The organism is Bradyrhizobium sp. B025 (assembly GCF_042257955.1).
Lineage (GTDB): Bacteria > Pseudomonadota > Alphaproteobacteria > Rhizobiales > Xanthobacteraceae > Bradyrhizobium > Bradyrhizobium diazoefficiens.
Map to the genome: position 1 here is coordinate 313569 of NZ_CP170150.1, position 18061 is coordinate 331629.

15 protein-coding genes are annotated in these 18061 nt (G+C 63.8%); 12 read left to right on the forward strand and 3 right to left on the reverse strand.

The genetic code is table 11. From position 1 onward, the window contains the following. Positions 1–173: 173 nt before the first annotated feature. Positions 174–1049, forward strand: coding sequence for an S-methyl-5'-thioadenosine phosphorylase (locus ACE10W_RS01420; RefSeq protein WP_304550271.1), 876 nt, complete (start codon positions 174–176; stop codon positions 1047–1049). A gap of 18 nt (positions 1050–1067) precedes the next feature. Next, a complete protein-coding gene (gene mtnA / locus ACE10W_RS01425) occupies positions 1068–2174 on the forward strand; it encodes an S-methyl-5-thioribose-1-phosphate isomerase (protein WP_304550272.1) in 1107 nt (368 codons plus the stop codon). 107 nt (positions 2175–2281) lie between these two features. Here mtnA and ACE10W_RS01430 read toward each other — a convergent pair whose 3' ends face one another. Continuing rightward, a complete protein-coding gene (locus ACE10W_RS01430) occupies positions 2282–2917 on the reverse strand; it encodes an HAD-IA family hydrolase (protein WP_304550274.1) in 636 nt (211 codons plus the stop codon). Positions 2918–3024: 107 nt separating this feature from the next. Here ACE10W_RS01430 and ACE10W_RS01435 point away from each other — a divergent pair, with 107 nt between their 5' ends. Continuing rightward, on the forward strand, positions 3025–3783 hold the full coding sequence (locus ACE10W_RS01435) for a trypsin-like serine protease (RefSeq protein WP_304550275.1): 759 nt from the start codon (positions 3025–3027) through the stop codon (positions 3781–3783). Between the two features lie 125 nt (positions 3784–3908). Continuing rightward, positions 3909–5411, forward strand: a complete 1503-nt coding sequence (locus ACE10W_RS01440; RefSeq protein WP_304550276.1) for an NAD(P)/FAD-dependent oxidoreductase — start codon at positions 3909–3911, stop codon at positions 5409–5411. Positions 5412–5677: 266 nt separating this feature from the next. Here the strand turns inward: ACE10W_RS01440 and ACE10W_RS01445 are convergent, their stop codons facing one another. Continuing rightward, complete coding sequence (locus tag ACE10W_RS01445) at positions 5678–6604, reverse strand: response regulator transcription factor (protein ID WP_161532938.1); 927 nt, start codon at positions 6602–6604, stop codon at positions 5678–5680. Next, entirely contained in the window at positions 6588–9959 is a 3372-nt protein-coding gene (locus tag ACE10W_RS01450) for an ATP-binding protein (protein WP_304550277.1), read from the reverse strand. The genes ACE10W_RS01445 and ACE10W_RS01450 overlap by 17 nt, the downstream gene beginning before the upstream one ends. A gap of 167 nt (positions 9960–10126) precedes the next feature. Here ACE10W_RS01450 and urtA point away from each other — a divergent pair, with 167 nt between their 5' ends. From urtA to ACE10W_RS01490, 8 genes are all read left to right on the forward strand, one after another. Then, positions 10127–11386, forward strand: a complete 1260-nt coding sequence (urtA, locus tag ACE10W_RS01455; RefSeq protein WP_038965210.1) for an urea ABC transporter substrate-binding protein — start codon at positions 10127–10129, stop codon at positions 11384–11386. Between the two features lie 146 nt (positions 11387–11532). Continuing rightward, a complete protein-coding gene (urtB, locus tag ACE10W_RS01460; RefSeq protein ID WP_011083789.1) occupies positions 11533–12459 on the forward strand; it encodes an urea ABC transporter permease subunit UrtB in 927 nt (308 codons plus the stop codon). Between the two features lie 18 nt (positions 12460–12477). Continuing rightward, the gene (urtC, locus tag ACE10W_RS01465; protein ID WP_028172642.1) at positions 12478–13620 is read left to right on the forward strand and encodes an urea ABC transporter permease subunit UrtC; all 1143 of its coding nucleotides are present in this window, start codon (positions 12478–12480) and stop codon (positions 13618–13620) included. Positions 13621–13738: 118 nt separating this feature from the next. Continuing rightward, entirely contained in the window at positions 13739–14494 is a 756-nt protein-coding gene (gene urtD, locus ACE10W_RS01470) for an urea ABC transporter ATP-binding protein UrtD (RefSeq protein WP_011083791.1), read from the forward strand. Between the two features lie 10 nt (positions 14495–14504). Further along, complete coding sequence (gene urtE / locus ACE10W_RS01475; protein ID WP_304550280.1) at positions 14505–15194, forward strand: urea ABC transporter ATP-binding subunit UrtE; 690 nt, start codon at positions 14505–14507, stop codon at positions 15192–15194. Between the two features lie 27 nt (positions 15195–15221). Then, positions 15222–16451 carry a formamidase gene (gene fmdA, locus ACE10W_RS01480; protein WP_161532941.1) on the forward strand — a complete coding sequence of 410 codons (1230 nt, stop codon included), beginning with the start codon at positions 15222–15224 and terminating at the stop codon, positions 16449–16451. A 92-nt stretch (positions 16452–16543) separates the two neighbouring features. Next, positions 16544–16921, forward strand: coding sequence for a zinc ribbon domain-containing protein (locus ACE10W_RS01485; protein WP_304550281.1), 378 nt, complete (start codon positions 16544–16546; stop codon positions 16919–16921). A gap of 64 nt (positions 16922–16985) precedes the next feature. Beyond that, positions 16986–18026: an aliphatic amidase gene (locus tag ACE10W_RS01490; protein WP_304550283.1), complete on the forward strand. Its 1041-nt coding sequence runs from the start codon at positions 16986–16988 to the stop codon at positions 18024–18026. Positions 18027–18061 lie beyond the last annotated feature (35 nt).

An 18061-nucleotide genomic window follows, 5' to 3' on the forward strand; every position in this document is an offset into this window, starting at 1 on the left:
GCCCCATCGATGGACCTCGCGGTATGGGTCCTGGCTTTCGCCAGGACGACACCGAACGTGTTACGAGCGCCTCACGCCCCTCACGCGCATCGTTCCCCCACCCCCGTTCCAAAACCGCCGCAAAACTGGCATAGCTTAACCATGTCGCACGTAGCGGACAGGGTGGAGCAGGCATGACGCAGGCGGTATTGGGCATCATCGGTGGCTCCGGCATCTATGACCTGCCGGGCCTCGAGGGCGCGCACGAAGAGGTGATCAAGAGCCCGTGGGGCGAGCCTTCGGCGCCCCTGCGGCGCGGGACCATCGCAGGCCTGCCGATCGTGTTCCTGCCGCGGCACGACAAGGGCCACAGGCTGTCGCCCACCGACATCAACTACCGTGCCAATATCGACGTGCTGAAGCGCGCCGGCGTCACCGACCTGATCTCGCTGTCGGCCTGCGGCTCGTTCAAGGAAGAGATGCCGCCCGGCACCTTCGTGCTCGTCGATCAATTCGTCGACCGCACCCACAAGCGCGAGAGCTCGTTCTTCGGCCGCGGCTGCGTCGCGCATGTGTCGATGGCCCATCCGGTCTCGCCGCGGCTGCGCATCCATCTTGCCGCGGCGGCCGAGGCCGAGGGTATCGCAATCGCGCGCGGCGGCACCTATGTCTGCATGGAGGGGCCGCAGTTCTCGACCTATGCGGAGAGCATGACCTACAAGACGCTTGGCTATTCCGTGATCGGCATGACCAACATGCCCGAGGCGAAGCTCGCGCGCGAAGCGGAGATCTGCTACGCCACGGTCGCGATGGTGACGGATTTCGACTGTTGGCATCCCGACCATGACGCCGTTACCGTGCAGGACATCATCCGCGTGCTGACCTCGAACGCCGACAAGGCGAAGGCGCTGGTGGCGCGGTTGGCAAAGGATTTCCCGCGCGAGCATGAGCCGTGCCCGATCGGTTCGGACCGCGCGCTCGACACCGCGCTGATCACTGCGCCCGAGGCGCGTGATCCCGAGCTTCTGAAGAAGCTCGATGCCGTAGCAGGGCGCGTGCTACGCGGCTGAGACGAAAGGCAGAAAGCCATGAAGGTTGACGGCAAGCATTTCCGCAGCATCTGGCGCGAGCGCGACGGCTGGTCGGTCGGCGCGATCGACCAGCGCCGGCTGCCGCATGAGTTCGTCGTCGCGCGCCTGACCTCCTGTGACGACGCGGCAGTAGCCATCCGCGACATGCTGGTGCGCGGCGCGCCGCTGATCGGCGCGACGGCAGCCTATGGCATGGCGCTTGCCATGCGCGAGGACAGTTCCGATGTCGGCCTGAAGCGTGCCTACGAGACGCTCGTCGTGGCCCGCCCGACCGCAATCAATCTGAAATGGGCTCTGGACGAGATGCGCGCGGCGCTCGCGCCGATCGATCCGCTGGAACGAGCGGAGGCGGCCTATGCGCGCGCCGATGAGATCGTCGAGCAGGACGTCGAGATCAACCGCGGCATCGCCGCCAACGGCCTGGCGCTGATCGAGGCGATCGCGGCAAAGAAGCCGGGCGAGGTCGTCAACGTGCTGACCCATTGCAACGCCGGCTGGCTCGCCACCGTCGACTGGGGCACCGCGACGGCGCCGATCTACCTCGCGCATGAGCGCGGCATCAAGGTCCATGTCTGGGTCGACGAGACGCGCCCGCGCAACCAGGGTGCCTCGCTCACCGCCTGGGAGCTCGGCCATCACGGCGTGCCGCACACGGTGATCCCCGACAATACCGGCGGCCATCTGATGCAGCACGGCATGGTCGATCTCGCCATCGTCGGCACCGACCGCGTCGCCGCCAATGGCGACGTCTGCAACAAGATCGGCACTTACCTCAAGGCGCTCGCCGCGCATGACAACGGCGTGCCGTTCTACGTCGCGCTGCCGTCGCCGACGATCGATTTCGCCGTCCATGACGGCATCCGCGACATCCCGATCGAGCAGCGCAGCGGCGTGGAGGTCACCGATATGACCGGCCGCACCGCCGACGGGAGGCTGGAGACGGTGCGCATCGTGCCCGAGAACTCGCCGGTCGCGAACTACGCCTTCGACGTGACGCCTGCTCGCCTCGTCACCGGTCTCATCACCGAGCGCGGTGTGCTGAAGCCCGACCGCGCCTCGCTCGCCGCAGCGTTTCCGGAGCGAATCTCCGCCGCGGCGGAGTAGGCTCTCGTAGGGTGGGCAAAGGCGCGAAAGCGCCGTGCCCACCATCTGCTTGTCCCAATGGAATTGGTGGGCACGCTTCTCTTTGCCCACCCTACAGCCTTCGCGAACTATGTCAGCTTCAACCCTGTCGCCGCCTCGAGCTCGGCAATCGCCTGGGCGCCGCTGGCGACTTTGATGGTGGTCATACCCATCTCACGCGCGGGCTTCAGATTGACGCCGAGATCGTCGAGATAGACGCAATTTCCCGGATCGACCTTCAGCGTCTCGACCATCATCTTGTAAATGCGTGGGTCGGGTTTGCGCAGGCCGATCTTGGCGGACTCGATGACGTGGTCGAACAGCACCATCACCTCGGCAATGTAGAGCGAGCGCCCGGTCATGCTGCCGATAGCGTTGGCAGGCAGGTTGTTGGTGATGCAGCCGGTCTTGAGCCCGGCCTTGATTCGCTTCAACGCTTCGACCATCTCGGGGCGCAGATCGCCCTGAAGCAGCGGCAGCACGTCGCGGCCGCGCACCTCCGCGCCGAGCGCGCGCGACTCCTCCGCGAACAACGTGTCGAAGGTGTCGATGTCGACCTCGGCGCGCTCGAACCTGGCCCAGGCGTTCTCCAGATGATTGGCCGCGTTGGTGCGCCGGATGATGTCGATGGGCAGCCCACGCTCGGTCTCGAACCGCGCGAACGCCTCGAACGGCGAGCTCGTCAGCACGCCGCCAAAATCAAAGATCACCGCCTCGATCGCCAATGTCCTGCCCTCGTCAATTCCTTTCCAAGAGGGCTAGCATGCGCTATCGGCAAGGGCCAGTCCGAAGCAATCCGCCCTCACCGAGGCCGCCGCCAAAACGTGTTCCCATGAAGAAGCTTGCAACTCCCATCATCGCGGCGCTGCTGCTCGCCACGCCCGCCCATGCCATCGTCGGCGGCGGCACGCCGCAAGCCGACGGCGTTGCGCGCGCCGTCGTCACCATCGTCGGCTCGCGCGGCAATTTCTGCACTGGCAGCCTGATCGCACCAAAACTCGTGCTTACCGTCGCCCACTGCGTGCAGCCCGGCGCGGACTACAAGATCGTGGATCGCGGCACCGACGGCCAGCCGCAATTGCTGAACGTCCGCACCGTCGCGATCCATCCGAACTTCAACATGCAGGCGATGCAGGCGCATCGCGCCACCGCCGACGTGGCGCTGCTGCAACTGGAAATTCCACTCAAGGGAAAATCGACGGTGCCGGTCGGCATGCCGAGTATTCCAATCCAGGTCGGCAGCCGCTTCGTCATCGCCGGTATTGGCGTCACCGTGCGCGGTGATGGCAAGAGCGGCGGCGCGACGCGGGTCGCGGGCCTCGTCGCCACCGGCCAGCCCGGCACGCTTCAGATCCGGCTGGTCGATCCCGTAACCAACGGTGTTCGCGACGGAATCGGCGCCTGCACCGGTGATTCCGGCGGTCCCGTGTTCGAGGACAAGCCGAACGGCGCCATGCTCGTCGGCCTCATCAGCTGGTCCACGGGGCCGAATGGCGCGGCTGGCTGCGGCGGGTTGACCGGCGTCACGCCGCTCACGCTCTACCGCGACTGGATCTTGCAGACCGCGCGGAGCTGGGGTGCGGCGCTGTGATTTGACCGCAACTTGATCTATGTCATTTTGTAGCGGAAGCGCGATGGGCGACCATGCCTGTCGCGGAGGAAACGCGTCGCTCAATCAAGGGCGGCCACAAAAACAAGCAAGGCATAGAAGCAACAATGAATGTCGCTGTTCGCAGTCACGCCACGGCCAAACAGGTTTCAGAGCATTTCGACGTGCTGATCGTCGGCGCCGGCATCTCCGGCATCGGCAGCGCCTATCACGTCACAAAGCACCTGCCGGGCACGAGCTACGTCATCCTGGAAACGCAAGCGACGTTCGGCGGCACCTGGAGCACGCATCGCTATCCCGGCATCCGCTCGGACAGCGACCTCCACACTTTCGGTTATAGCTTCAAGCCCTGGGTCGGGCCGCCCATTGCGACCGCCGAGGAGATCCTCGCTTATATGAACGAGGTGATCGAGGACAACGATATCGCCCGCCACATCCGCTACAAGCACAAGATCAATTCCGCGAGCTGGTCGAGCGACCAAAACCTCTGGACCATCGAAGCGGTCACGACCGATACCGGTGAAGCAAAGACCTTCACCGCAAACTTCCTCTGGATGTGCCAGGGCTATTATCGCCATTCCGAGGGTTACACGCCCGAGTGGAAGGGCATGGATCGCTTCAAGGGCCGCATCGTCCATCCGCAGACCTGGCCTGATGACATCGACCTCACCGGCAAGAAGGTCGTCGTGATTGGCTCGGGCGCGACCGCAGCGACGCTGGTGCCGAACATCGCGGACGATTGCGCGCATGTCACCATGCTGCAGCGCTCGCCGACCTATTTCCGCCTCGGCCGCAACGCCATCGAGATCGCCGAGGAGCTGCGTCGGCTCCAGGTGGATGAAGCATGGATCCACGAGATCGTCCGCCGCAAGATCCTGTTCGAGCAGGATGCGTTCACGAAGCTCTGCGTGTCCAGGCCCGAGCAGGTGAAGAAGGAACTGATCGGCCAGATCAGCGCGGTGCTTGGGCCGGATTACGATGTCGAGACGCACTTCACGCCGAGCTACCGGCCGTGGCGGCAGCGCATCGCCTTCGTGCCCGATGCCGATCTGTTCAAGGGGATTGCCAGCGGCAAGGCCTCCGTCGTCACCGACGAGATCGAATGCTTCGTCGAGAACGGCATCCAGCTCAAGTCGGGCAAGCTGCTGGAGGCCGATATCATCGTCACCGCGACCGGCTTCAATCTCGCGGCGCTCGGCGACATCGCCTTCGAGATCGACGGCAAGCCGCTCGCCTTCGGCGAGACCGTCACCTATCGCGGCATGATGTTCACGGGCGTGCCGAACATGGTCTGGGTGTTCGGCTATTTCCGCGCCAGCTGGACGCTGCGCGTCGACCTCGTCGCCGATTTCGTCTGCCGTCTGCTCGGACATATGAAGGCGAAGGGCAAAAAGAAGGTCGAGGTGAGCTTGCGCCCCGAAGACCACAACATGCCGATCCTGCCCTGGATCGATCCGGAGAACTTCAACCCCGGCTACATGATGCGCAACATGAACCTGCTGCCCAAGCGCGGCGACAAGCCGGAATGGCAGCACAGCCAGGATTACTGGACCGAAAAGGACGAGATCCCGAAGACGGATCTGGATGACAAGGCGTTCGTATACGGGTGAAGGGGTTGTTCCTGTAGGGGCGATGGCCGTTGTCACGCACGCCACTGTCGTCCCGGGGCGCGAAGCGAGCCCGGGACCCATACTCCCAGGCAGTGGTCGTAGGGCGAGCAGGCAACTCCGAGTCTTCGCCAAACGTCTCCCTGTGGCTATGGATCCCGGATCAGCGCTCCGCTCTAGACAACGCTACGCGTTGTCGGGCGCTGCGCTTGTCCGGGACGACACCGTTTGTTGGGTTAGTGGTGTGTCCCAACTCATTCGCGCCGCGGCTACGAATTTCTCCGCGTTGCGCTCGTCGCAATCGCCGCCGCCGCAGTCCGGTTCTCCACGCCCAGCTTCGCATAGATCTGCTCGAGATGCTTGTCGACCGTGCGCGGGCTCAATCCCAGGATCTGCGCGATGTCGCGATTGGTCTTGCCCTTGCTGAGCCAGGCCAGCACTTCCCCTTCGCGGGTGGTGAGGCCGAGCTCGCTGGTGAATTCCGGCGGCAACGCGGTGCCGGATTCCTTGGACAGCCGTAGCAGGAACTCGTTCGGCGCGGTTTCGCCCATGTAATAGAACCGGAGTTGCGGATTGTCGGGCAAGGAAGCGCCTTGCGACTTCGAGCTGCCCTTGCCCTTGGCCTGCTCCAGCCAGTGCAGCAGCGATGGCGGAAGGGCAAAGTCGTCGGCCTGGGCCCCGTGGTGATCGGACAGCAGCTTCTGCGCCTGCGGGGTCGCCCAGAGGATGCTGCCCTGCCGGTTGACCGCGAACAGGAAGCGGCCGGAGACGTCGAGCGCGGCGCGCGCGCTCTGGGTCAGGCGGGCGTTGCCGAGATGGACACGGATGCGCGCCAGCATCTCCTCGATCACGATCGGCTTGGTCACGTAGTCGACGCCGCCGGCGTCCAGCCCGCGCACGATATGCTCGGTTTCGGCGAGGCCCGTCATGAAGATCACGGGGACGTTGGCAAGGCCCGCATCGCGCTTGAGGCGGCGGCAGGTCTCGAAGCCGTCGATGCCGGGCATCACCGCATCGAGCAGCACGATGTCGGGCGTGATCTGCTCGACGATGCGCATCGCCGCCGCGCCGTCGAGCGCCACCATCACCGTCATCCCGGCGCCGTCGAGCGCGTCGGTGAGCAGCCGCAGCGTCTCGGGAGAGTCATCGACAACGAGCGCGACGTCGCGCTTCTTTGACTCAATGCTCATGCGCATGCAACGTCTTCAATGTGGTCATGTACTGGTCGAGATCGAAGCGGTCGACCAGCGATCGCATCTGGGCGACGAAGTCGGCATGCTCCGGATGCTCGCTGCCGATCTCGTCGAGCTTCAGCTGGATGCCCTTGACGTAGCCGATCTGGCCGAGCCCGATCAGCTCCTCGATGTGTCGCACCGGCGGCCGTGAGCCGCTCTCGGGCTGCCAGAACGGCACCGCGATCTCGTCCGAGCCGTATTGCCATTCGATCTTGAGCAGTTGGCGGATCGTCTCCAGCAGCCGCGGAATGTCGATCGGCTTCATCAGATAGCCGTCGTGGAACGGTTGCGCCAGCGGCGTGCCGTGAGCCTCCAGCGCGCTCGCCGAGACCATCAGGATTCGGGCCTGGTGATGGCCGCTCGCGCGCAGCGTCTCCGCGACCGTCCAGCCGTCCATGCCGGGCATGGAGATATCGAGCAGGAACAGATCGGGCCGGCAATGCTGCGCCAGCGCGAGGCAGCCCGGGCCGTCGGTGGCGCTGAGCAGGATGAAGCCGAGCGGCGTCAGCACTTCGCGCAGGAGGTCGCGATGAACGGGGTCGTCGTCGGTGATCAGGATCGTCTTGCGCGCGCCGTGATAGCCGGAGACCGGCGCCTCCACCGGCGCGATGCGCTGGGGATTGGCGACCTCCGACAGCAGGATCTTGACCTTGAACGTGCTGCCGGTGCCGACCGTGCTCATGACCTTGATGTCGCCGCCCATGACGCCGGCGAGCAGCCGGCTGATGGTCAGCCCGAGGCCCGTTCCGGTCTGCGGCTGCGAGACACCGAGGGCGCCGCGTTCGAACGGCGCGAAGATGCGTTCGAGATCGTCGCCCTGGATGCCGGGACCGGTGTCGATCACTTCGAATTCGGCAACGGGGCTGCGATAGTGCACCACGAACTGCACGCTGCCGGTCTGGGTGAATTTGATCGCGTTGGAGAGCAAATTGATCAGCACCTGGCGCAGCCGCTTCTCGTCGGCATAGACCACGACCGGCAAGTGGGCGGGACGCCTGAACACGAAGTCGATGCCCTTGGCGGCGGCCTGAAGACGGAACATGCCGACGAGCTGGTCGAGGAATTCGCTGAGGCGAACCTCGTCGCGCGAGAGATACAGTCGCCCCGCCTCGATCTTGGAGATGTCCAGGATGCCGTCGATCAGGCCGGAGAGATGATCGGCGCTGCGGCGAACCACGCGGACCTGGTCGCGCGGCTTGGTGTTGAGCGTCGTATCCTGCTCGAGGAGCTGCGCATAGCCGCTGATCGCATTCAGCGGCGAGCGCAGCTCGTGGCTGAGGCCGACGACATAGCGGCTCTTGGCGAGGTTGGCGGATTCGGCGACCTCCTTGGCGCGCTGGAGCTCGGCGTCGGTGCGCTTGTGCGCGTCGATCTCCTGGATCAGCAGCGTGGTCTGCCGCCGCGTCTCGGCCTCCGCGGCCCGCCGGCTCTGCTGCGCCAGCACGAACAGCCAGGCCACCACGCCGATGATGATGCTGAGCGAGAAGAACACCTTCCACAGCACGTCGGAGACGAGCATGTTCTCGCCATGCGCGCTCGCGGAGGTCTGGAGATAGATCAGCCCCAGCACGAGCGCGACGAGGCCGGCCGAGATCACGAACACGCCGATGTAATGGCCGAGCTGCGAATTGATCCGCCGGTAGATCGGCTGCGGCAGGATCTTGCCGAGCGTCTCGGAGAATTGCGTCTGTACGCGCGCATGCGGCTTGCAGAGGTCGTGGCAGCGGGCGTCGAGCGAGCAGCACAGGGAGCAGATCGGCCCGGCGTAAGCGGGGCAGGAGGCCATGTCCTCCGGTTCGAACGAGTGCTCGCAGATGCAGCACTGGATCGCCTCGATGTTCTGCCAGCTCCGCTTCGGCTTGCGCGCGATGTAGTATTTGCCGCCGGTCGTCCATGCGATCAGGGGGGCGGCGAGGAAGGCAACCGCCAGCGCGATGAAGGCCGACAGCGCCTTCGCGGTCGGCCCGAACAGGCCGTAGAAGGCGCTGATGGAGATAATGGTCGCGATCGTCATCGCGCCGACGCCGACCGGATTGATGTCGTAGAGATGCGCGCGCTTGAACTCGATCTGCTGTGGCCGCAATCCAAGTGGCTTGTTGATGACGAGGTCGGCGACCAGCGCGCCGACCCAGGCGATCGCGACGTTGGAATAGAGCGCGAGCGTCTGCTCCAGCGCCTTGTAGACGCCGATCTCCATCAACAGCAGCGCCACGATGACGTTGAAGACCAGCCAGACCACGCGGCCGGGATGGCTGTGGGTCAGGCGCGAGAAGAAGTTCGACCAGGCGATCGAGCCGGCATAGGCGTTGGTGACGTTGATCTTGACCTGCGACAGGATCACGAAGGTGCCGGTCAGCGCCAGCGCGAGGTCGGGCTGTGACAGCACGTATCGAAATGCTTCGAGATACATATGCGCCGGCTCGGCGGCCTCTTCGGGCGGCACGCCGTGGCTGAGCGCGAAGAAGGCGAGGAACGAGCCGGCCAGCAATTTCAGCGCGCCGAGCACGATCCAGCCGGGGCCCGCGCTCATCAGTGCGATCCACCAGGAGGTCCTGGAGGCCCGACGGTCGCGCGGCAGGAATCGCAGGAAGTCGACCTGCTCGCCGATCTGCGCCACCAGCGAAAACACGACCGAGGCCGCAACACCGAACAGCAGCAGATCGAAATGTCCGTTGAGGTCGCCGTGCTCGCCCGAGAACTTGCGCCACTCCGTGAACGAGTAGGGGTTGGCCCAGGCGATCGCCGCAAAGGGCAGGATGTGCAGAATGATCCAGAGTGGCTGGGTCCAGAGCTGGAAGCGGCTGATCAGCGTGATGCCGTAGGCCACCAGCGGGATGATGACGACCGCGCTGATGAGATAGCCGACCGGCCTCGGAATCCCGAAGCACATCTCGAGCGCGGACGCCAGGATCACCGCTTCGATCGCGAAGAAGATGAAGGTGAAGGACGCGTAGATCAGTGAGGTGACGGTCGAGCCGATGTAGCCGAAACCAGCGCCGCGCGTCAGCAGGTCAATGTCGATGCCGCATTTGGCGGCATAATAGGCAATCGGCACGCCGCAGCAGAAGATGATGGTCGAGACCACGAGGATCGCGGCGGTGGCGTTGGTGACGCCGTAGTTCAGGGTGATGGTGCCGCCGATCGCCTCCATCGCCAGGAACGAGATCGCGCCCAGCGCGGTGTTGGCAACGCGGGCGGTGGACCAGCGACGCGCACTCTTGGCCGTGAAGCGCAGCGCGTAGTCTTCCAGCGTCTGGTTGGCGACCCATTGGTTGTACTGGCGCCTGACGCGGTCTATTCGCTGCCGCCCTGCCACTTAATCCCACTCCCGATACGACCCGGATCCCTCGCAAATCCCGTACCAAAAGCCTACGTCGGCATTTTGCGGTGCAGTATACGCGATCTTGCGTATGCTTGCGCTGCACAAATTCGAGCCATCCTCACGGCACCAATCGCGTGTCCTCGAACAAAAGTGGGGTGCTCATGTCAGACGAAGCAAACAAGGGCCTGTTGTCGCCGCTCCGGCGCAAATTATTGATGGGAATGGCAGCCGTGCCGGCCATCACGATGCTGCCGCGGGCGTCTTTTGCACAGGCTCCGGCGACCTCGGCGGTCAATACCACGGGTCTCGCGGTCACCGACACCGAGGTGACAGTCGGCATCCTGCATTCGGCGACCGGCACCATGGCGATCTCCGAGACCGGCTCGATCGAAGCCGAAAAGCTCGCCATCGAGCAGATCAACGCCATGGGCGGCGTGCTCGGCCGCAAGATCAAGTTCATCCAGGAGGACGGGGCCAGCGATTGGCCGACCTTCGCCGAGAAGGCCAAGAAGCTGCTGGTCAACGACAAGGTCGCGGCGATCATGGGCTGCTGGACCTCGGCCTCGCGCAAGGCGGTGCTGCCGGTCGTCGAGCAGTACAACGGCATGCTCTACTACCCGACCTTCTACGAAGGCCTCGAGCAGTCCAAGAACGTGATCTACACCGGCCAGGAGGCGACCCAGCAGATTCTCGCGGGCCTGAACTGGATCGCCAAGGAGAAGGGCGCGAAGTCGTTCTTCTTCATCGGCTCCGACTACATCTGGCCGCGCACCTCGAACAAGATCGCGCGCAAGCACGTCGAGAACGTGCTGAAGGGCAAGGTCGTCGGCGAGGAGTATTATCCGCTCGGCAACACCCAGTTCAATTCGGTCATCAACAAGATCAAGCTGACCAAGCCCGACGTGATCTTCACTGACGTCGTCGGCGGTTCCAACGTCGCGTTCTACAAGCAGCTCAAGGCTGCCGGCATCGACCTCGCCAAGCAGCCGCTGCTGACGATCTCGGTGACCGAAGACGAAATCGACGGCATCGGTGGCGAGAATATCGCAGGCGCCTATGCCTGCATGAAGTACTTCCAGTCGCTCGACAATCCGAACAACAAGACTTTCGTGCCCGCGTTCAAGAAGATGTGGGGCGAGAAGACCGTGATCGGAGACGTCACCCAGGCTGCCTATCTCGGCCCGTGGCTGTGGAAGTTGACGGTCGAGAAGGCCGGCTCGTTCGACGTCGACAAGATCGCGGCGGCTTCGCCGGGCGTCGAGTTCAAGGGTGCTCCGGAAGGCTATGTGCGCATCCACGAGAACCATCACCTCTGGTCGAAGACCCGGGTGGGCCGCGCCAAGCTCGATGGCCAGTTCGAGCTGATCTACGAGACCGCCGATCTCGTCGAGCCGGATCCGTTCCCCAAGGGCTACCAGTAAGAAGCGCTACCAGTCAGAGCGCGGCCTCTGCCGCGTCTCCCTCGAGGCAAAACCGCTCCCTGGCGTGGATCGCAAGTCCATGCCCAAGACCCCCGCGTCGCGAACCTGCTCGCGACGCGGGACCCTTTCCCTGACGGAGGACATCGATGTTCGGCGACTACTCGATTGGCGACCTTGGCTCCATCTTCGTCATGCAGGGTTTTGCGGGACTGATCCTGTTCTCGGTCTACGTGCTGATGGCGCTCGGTCTTGCGATCATCTTCGGCCAGATGGGCGTCATCAACATGGCCCATGGCGAGTTCATGATCCTCGGGGCCTACGTCACCTGGATGACCTCGAATTTCTTCCAGTCCTATTTGCCGAGCCTGTTCAGCGGCTACTTCTTCCTCGCGATGATCCTGGCCTTCGTCGCGTCCGGCGCGCTGGGAATGCTGGTGGAATGGGTGCTGATACGGCACCTCTACAAGCGCCCGCTCGATACGCTGCTCGCCACCTGGGGCCTCAGCCTGATGTTGCAGCAGGCCTATCGTTCCGTGTTCGGCGCGCGCGAGGTCGGCGTCGAGCTGCCGCAGTGGATGCTCGGCTCGCTGCACGTGACCGACAGCATCGAAGTGCCGATCAACGGCGTCTTCGTGATGTGCCTCACCGTGCTGATCACGCTGGGCGTCGCCTATGTGATGTACAAATCGCGCTGGGGCCGGCAGGTGCGCGCCGTCGTGCAGAACCGCATCATGGCCGGCGCCGTCGGCATCAACACCGAAAAGGTCGATCGCTACACCTACGGCCTCGGCTGCGGCATCGCCGGCATCGCGGGCAGCGCCTTCACCATGATCGGCTCGACCGGGCCGACCTCCGGTCAGCTCTACATCGTCGACACGTTCCTGGTGGTCGTGTTCGGCGGCGCCGCGAGCCTGCTCGGCACCATCGCCTCCGCCTTCTCGATCTCGCAGACGCAATCCACCCTCGAGTTCTTCATGTCGGGCTCGATGGCCAAGGTGCTGACGCTGCTCGCCGTTGTCGGAATCCTGATGCTGCGGCCGCAGGGGCTGTTCGCCCTCAAGGTCCGGAAGTAAGAAAATGGGGCTGATGCAATGACCGACAATCGGTTCTTCAATCGATCGGAGCTCATCGGAATTCTGGTGCTCGCGGTGTTCCTGGTGGTGGTGCTGCCGCTCTCGCTCGATGTCTTCAGGCTCAATCTGGTCGCGAAATACCTGACCTATGCATTCGTCGCGCTGGGGCTGGTGATCTGCTGGGGCTATGGCGGCATCTTAAGCCTCGGTCAGGGCGTGTTCTTTGGGCTCGGCGGCTACTGCATGGCGATGTTCCTCAAGCTCGAGGCATCGAGCGTGGAGAACACCAAGATCCAGTCGACCCCCGGCATCCCCGATTTCATGGACTGGAATCAGATCACCGCGCTGCCGTTCTTCTGGAAGCCCTTCAACAGCCTCACCTTTACCATCGCCGCCATCATTCTCGTGCCCGGCATCTTCGCTCTCATCATCGGCACCGCGATGTTCAAGCGCCGGGTCGGCGGCACCTACTTCGCCATCATCACCCAGGCCGTCGCCGCCATCCTCACCATCCTGATCGTCGGACAGCAGGGTTACACCGGCGGCATCAACGGCATGACCGATCTGCGCACGCTGAAGGGCTGGGACATCCGGCCCGACCACGCCAAGATCGTGCTGTACTTCTTCGAGGTCGGACTGCTGTTCGCCTGCATCATGATCGCGCAGTTCGTCCGGCACTCCAAGCTGGGGCGCATCCTGGTCGCGATGCGCGAGAAGGAGGACCGGGTTCGCTTCTCCGGCTACAGCGTCGCGAACTTCAAGATCTTCGCCTTCTGCATCGCCGCGGTCTTCGCCGCGATCGGCGGCGCCATGTTCGCGCTGAACGTCGGTTTCATGTCGCCCTCTTTCGTCGGCATCGTGCCCTCGATCGAAATGGTGATCTACACCGCGGTCGGCGGCCGGCTGTCGATCCTGGGCGCGATCTACGGCACGCTGCTGGTCAACTTCGCCAAGACCAGCCTGTCGGAAACCTTTCCCGAATTGTGGCTGTTTGGCCTCGGCGGATTGTTCATCGCCGTGGTCCTGGCCTTCCCGAACGGCCTTGCCGGGATCTGGGGCGACTATGTGCAGCCGCGCATCGATCGCCTGATCTCGTCACGCAAACCGAAACCCGAGGGCTGGACCGAAAGCTCGGTCGCCGACGGCGCTCCGGCAGAGTGAGGAGATCATCATGCTCGTAGGTCACCACGATGCCGATGCCATGCTGGCAGTGAGGAGATAGGTCATGCTCGTCGGTCATCACGATGCCGATGCCACGCTGGCAGTGAGGAGATAGATCATGCTCGTCGGTCATCAGCCCAAGGAATTCCTGCTCGCGGTCGAGGCACTGACCGTGTCGTTCGACGGGTTCAAGGCGGTCAATGATCTCTCCTTCTACGTCGACGAGAACGAGATCCGCGTCATCATCGGTCCCAACGGCGCCGGCAAGACCACGGTGCTCGATCTGATCTGCGGCAAAACCAAGGCCACGTCGGGCTCGATCCAGTTCCGCGGCAAGGAGCTGACGCGGATGAAGGAGAACGAGATCGTCAAGACCGGGGTCGGCCGCAAGTTCCAGAACCCCTCGATCTACGACGATCTCACGGTGTTCGAGAATCTGGAGATCTCATATCCCCGCGGCCGCTCCGTGTTCGGCGCGCTGACCTTCACCCGCGACGCCGCCGTGCGCGACCGGGTGCACGAGGTCGCCGAGATGATCTTCCTGAAGGATCGGCTCAACGTGAACGCCGATCTGCTCAGCCACGGCCAGAAGCAATGGCTCGAGATCGGCATGCTTCTGATCCAGGACCCGGACCTCTTGATGCTGGACGAGCCCGTCGCCGGCATGAGCGTGTCCGAGCGCGCCAAGACGGCCGAGTTGCTCAACCGCATCATCAAGAACCGCTCGGTGCTGGTGATCGAGCACGACATGAAGTTCGTCGAGGACATCGCGCACAAGGTCACCGTGCTTCACCAGGGCCAGATCCTCTCCGAGGGGACCATGGAGAAGGTGAAGAACGACCCCAAGGTCGTTGAAGTCTATCTTGGTCATTAGGAGCGCGATGATGCTGGCAATTTCAGACCTTCACGTCGCCTACGGCCAGAGCGAGGTGCTGCACGGGCTCAACGTCAAGGTCGCGCCGAACGAGATCGTCGCGATCATGGGCCGCAACGGCATGGGCAAGACCACGCTGATGAAATCGCTGATGGGCATCCTGCCCGCCAAGAGCGGCTCGGTGACCATGGACGGCGCCGAGCTCGGTGGTCTGCCGAGCTACGAGCGAGTGGCCAAGGGCCTCGCCTATGTGCCGCAGGGCCGCATGATCTTCTCGACCATGACGGTGAAGGAGAACATCGAGACCGGCCTCGTCGTCTCCGGCGGCACCGAGGTGCCTGAAGACATCTACGAATTGTTCCCGGTGCTGCTGGAGATGAAGAGCCGCCGCGGCGGCAATCTCTCCGGCGGCCAGCAGCAGCAGCTCGCGATCGCCCGCGCGCTCGCGACCAAGCCGAAGGCGCTGCTGCTGGATGAGCCGACCGAAGGCATCCAGCCGTCGATCATCAAGGACATGGCGCGCACCCTGAAGCGCATCCGTGACGAAAAGGGGCTCTCGATCGTGGTGTCCGAGCAGGTCCTGAGCTTCGCGCTCGATATCGCCGACCGCGTGCTGGTCATCGAGAACGGCGAGATCGTCCGCGACGACCCGCGCGATGCCGTCGATGCCGCGCAGGTCTCCAAATATCTGTCCGTCTAACCAACCGTGTAAAAGGGGAGCATCTCGATGCCAGAGACACTGATCAAGGTCGATCTCACCAAGTCGGCCTACGAAAATGACATGGTGCATAATCGCTGGCACCCCGACATTCCGATCGTGGCCTGGGTCAATCCCGGCGACGATTTCATCATCGAGACTTATGACTGGACCGGCGGCTTCATCAAGAACAACGATTCCGCCGACGACGTGCGCGACATCGATCTGTCGATCGTGCACTTCCTCTCCGGCCCGATCGGCGTCAAGGGCGCCGAGCCCGGCGATCTTCTGGTCGTCGACCTGCTCGACGTCGGCCCGCTCAAGGAGAGCCTGTGGGGCTTCAACGGCTTCTTCTCCAAGCAGAACGGCGGTGGCTTCCTCACCGACCACTTCCCGCTGGCGCAGAAATCGATCTGGGACATCAAGGGCCTCTACACCTCGTCGCGTCACGTTCCCGGCGTCAACTTCGCCGGCCTGATCCATCCCGGCCTGATCGGCTGTCTGCCCGATCCGAAGATGCTGGATATGTGGAACAAGCGCGAGGCCGAGCTGATCTCGACCAACCCGACCCGCGTGCCCGGCCTTGCCAATCCGCCATTCGCGCCGACCGCCCATGGCGGCCGTGCCAAGGGCGACGTCAAGGCGAAGATCGGCGCCGAAGGCGCGCGCACGGTGCCGCCGCGCGAGCATGGCGGCAATTGCGACATCAAGGACCTGTCGCGCGGATCGAAGATCTACTTCCCGGTCTATGTGCCCGGCGCCGGTCTCTCGATGGGCGACCTGCACTTCAGCCAGGGCGACGGCGAGATCACCTTCTGCGGCGCGATCGAGATGGCCGGCTGGCTGCATCTGAAGGTCGAGGTGATCAAGGATGGCATGGCGAAGTACGGCATCAAGAACCCGATCTTCAAGCCGTCGCCGATCACGCCGAACTACAAGGACTATCTGATCTTCGAGGGCATCTCGGTCGACGAGGCCGGCAAGCAGCACTATCTCGACGTCCACATCGCCTACCGCCAGGCCTGCCTCAACGCCATCGAGTATCTGAAGAAGTTCGGCTACTCCGGCGCGCAGGCCTACTCGATCCTCGGCACCGCGCCGTGCCAGGGGCACATTTCCGGCGTGGTCGACGTGCCCAACGCCTGCGCCACGCTATGGTTGCCGACGGAGATCTTCGACTTCGACGTGATGCCGTCGGCGGCAGGTCCCATCAAGCACATCACGGGCGATATCCAGATGCCGATCTCGCCGGACAAGTAATCCCTGCGCGACGGGATGCGGGACGGCGCGTATCTGCCGCCCCGCATCCGCCGCCAGGTGTGTTGAACAGGCAAGAGCGTGGGGATGATGCGATGCCGGTCTATGAATATCTCTGTGACGACTGCGGTCCCTTCAAGGACCTGCGCCCGATGGCGGAATGCGACGATCCGCAAAGCTGTCCGCATTGCGAGACCATGGCGCCGCGGGTGATCCTGACCGCGCCGAATTTCTTCTGCATGCCGGCGGAGAAGCGCAAGGCGCACGCCGTCAACGAGCGCAGCACGCACGCGCCGCAGACGCTCGCGCAATACAAGGCCTCGCACGGTCCCGGTTGCGGCTGCTGCTCCACGGGCAAGACGGTCAAGGACAAGGGCTCGGCGGACAAGAAGAAGCCGGCGCGGCTGATGACCAAGACCGGGAGCGGGGCCAAGGGTTTTCCAACGGCGCGCCCCTGGATGATCAGCCACTGACGCCACGCGACCGCTCGATCGGCGGCCAACCCAGAACAACAAGTCAAGAACAGGAGCGGTCAAAATGCTTCACGGCGACATTTCCAGCAGCAACGACACCGTCGGCGTCGCAGTGGTGAACTACAAGATGCCCCGCCTTCACACCAAGGCCGAGGTGCTCGACAACGCCCGCAAGATCGCCGACATGGTGGTGGGCATGAAGGTCGGCCTGCCCGGCATGGACCTCGTGATCTTCCCCGAATACTCCACTCAGGGGATCATGTACGACTCCAAGGAGATGTATGAGACCGCCTCGGCGGTGCCCGGTGAAGAGACCGCGATCTTCGCCGAGGCCTGCCGCAAGGCGAAAGTGTGGGGCGTGTTCTCGCTGACCGGCGAGCGCCACGAGGAGCACCCGCACAAGGCGCCCTACAACACCTTGATCCTGATGAACGACAAGGGCGAGATCGTCCAGAAGTACCGCAAGATCATGCCCTGGGTGCCGATCGAGGGCTGGTATCCCGGCAATTGCACTTATGTCTCCGACGGCCCGAAGGGCCTCAAGGTCAGCCTGATCATCTGCGACGACGGCAACTATCCGGAGATCTGGCGGGACTGCGCCATGAAGGGCGCCGAGCTGATCGTGCGTTGCCAGGGCTACATGTATCCGGCCAAGGAGCAGCAGGTCCTGATTTCCAAGGCCATGGCATGGGCCAACAATGTCTATGTCGCGGTCGCTAATGCCGCCGGCTTCGACGGCGTCTATTCCTACTTCGGTCACTCCGCGATCATAGGTTTCGACGGCCGCACACTCGGCGAGTGCGGCGAAGAGGATTACGGCATCCAGTACGCCCAGCTGTCGAAGCATCTGATCCGCGACGCGCGCCGCAATGGCCAGTCGCAGAACCACCTCTACAAGCTGGTCCACCGCGGTTACACCGGCATGATCAATTCCGGCGAAAGCCCGCGCGGCGTCGCGGCGTGCCCGTACGATTTCTACAAGAACTGGATCAAGGATCCCGAAGGCACGCGCGACATGGTCGAGGCGATGACCCGCTCGACGCCGGGGACCGACGAGTGCCCGATCGAGGGCATCCCCAATGAGGCAGCGGCCAGCAACTACTGAGCTGTCGCGGATGTCGCAGGGTGGGCAAAGCGTTC

Excerpts from the sequence above, each read along its gene's own strand:
- ACE10W_RS01420 (WP_304550271.1), top strand. The coding sequence starts at position 174 with ATGACGCAGGCGGTATTGGGCATCATCGGTGGCTCCGGCATCTATGAC.
- mtnA (WP_304550272.1), top strand. The coding sequence starts at position 1,068 with ATGAAGGTTGACGGCAAGCATTTCCGCAGCATCTGGCGCGAGCGCGAC.
- ACE10W_RS01435 (WP_304550275.1), top strand. The coding sequence starts at position 3,025 with ATGAAGAAGCTTGCAACTCCCATCATCGCGGCGCTGCTGCTCGCCACG.
- ACE10W_RS01440 (WP_304550276.1), top strand. The coding sequence starts at position 3,909 with ATGAATGTCGCTGTTCGCAGTCACGCCACGGCCAAACAGGTTTCAGAG.
- ACE10W_RS01445 (WP_161532938.1), bottom strand. The coding sequence starts at position 6,604 with ATGCGCATGAGCATTGAGTCAAAGAAGCGCGACGTCGCGCTCGTTGTC.
- urtA (WP_038965210.1), top strand. The coding sequence starts at position 10,127 with ATGTCAGACGAAGCAAACAAGGGCCTGTTGTCGCCGCTCCGGCGCAAA.
- urtB (WP_011083789.1), top strand. The coding sequence starts at position 11,533 with ATGTTCGGCGACTACTCGATTGGCGACCTTGGCTCCATCTTCGTCATG.
- urtC (WP_028172642.1), top strand. The coding sequence starts at position 12,478 with ATGACCGACAATCGGTTCTTCAATCGATCGGAGCTCATCGGAATTCTG.
- urtD (WP_011083791.1), top strand. The coding sequence starts at position 13,739 with ATGCTCGTCGGTCATCAGCCCAAGGAATTCCTGCTCGCGGTCGAGGCA.
- urtE (WP_304550280.1), top strand. The coding sequence starts at position 14,505 with ATGCTGGCAATTTCAGACCTTCACGTCGCCTACGGCCAGAGCGAGGTG.
- fmdA (WP_161532941.1), top strand. The coding sequence starts at position 15,222 with ATGCCAGAGACACTGATCAAGGTCGATCTCACCAAGTCGGCCTACGAA.
- ACE10W_RS01485 (WP_304550281.1), top strand. The coding sequence starts at position 16,544 with ATGCCGGTCTATGAATATCTCTGTGACGACTGCGGTCCCTTCAAGGAC.
- ACE10W_RS01490 (WP_304550283.1), top strand. The coding sequence starts at position 16,986 with ATGCTTCACGGCGACATTTCCAGCAGCAACGACACCGTCGGCGTCGCA.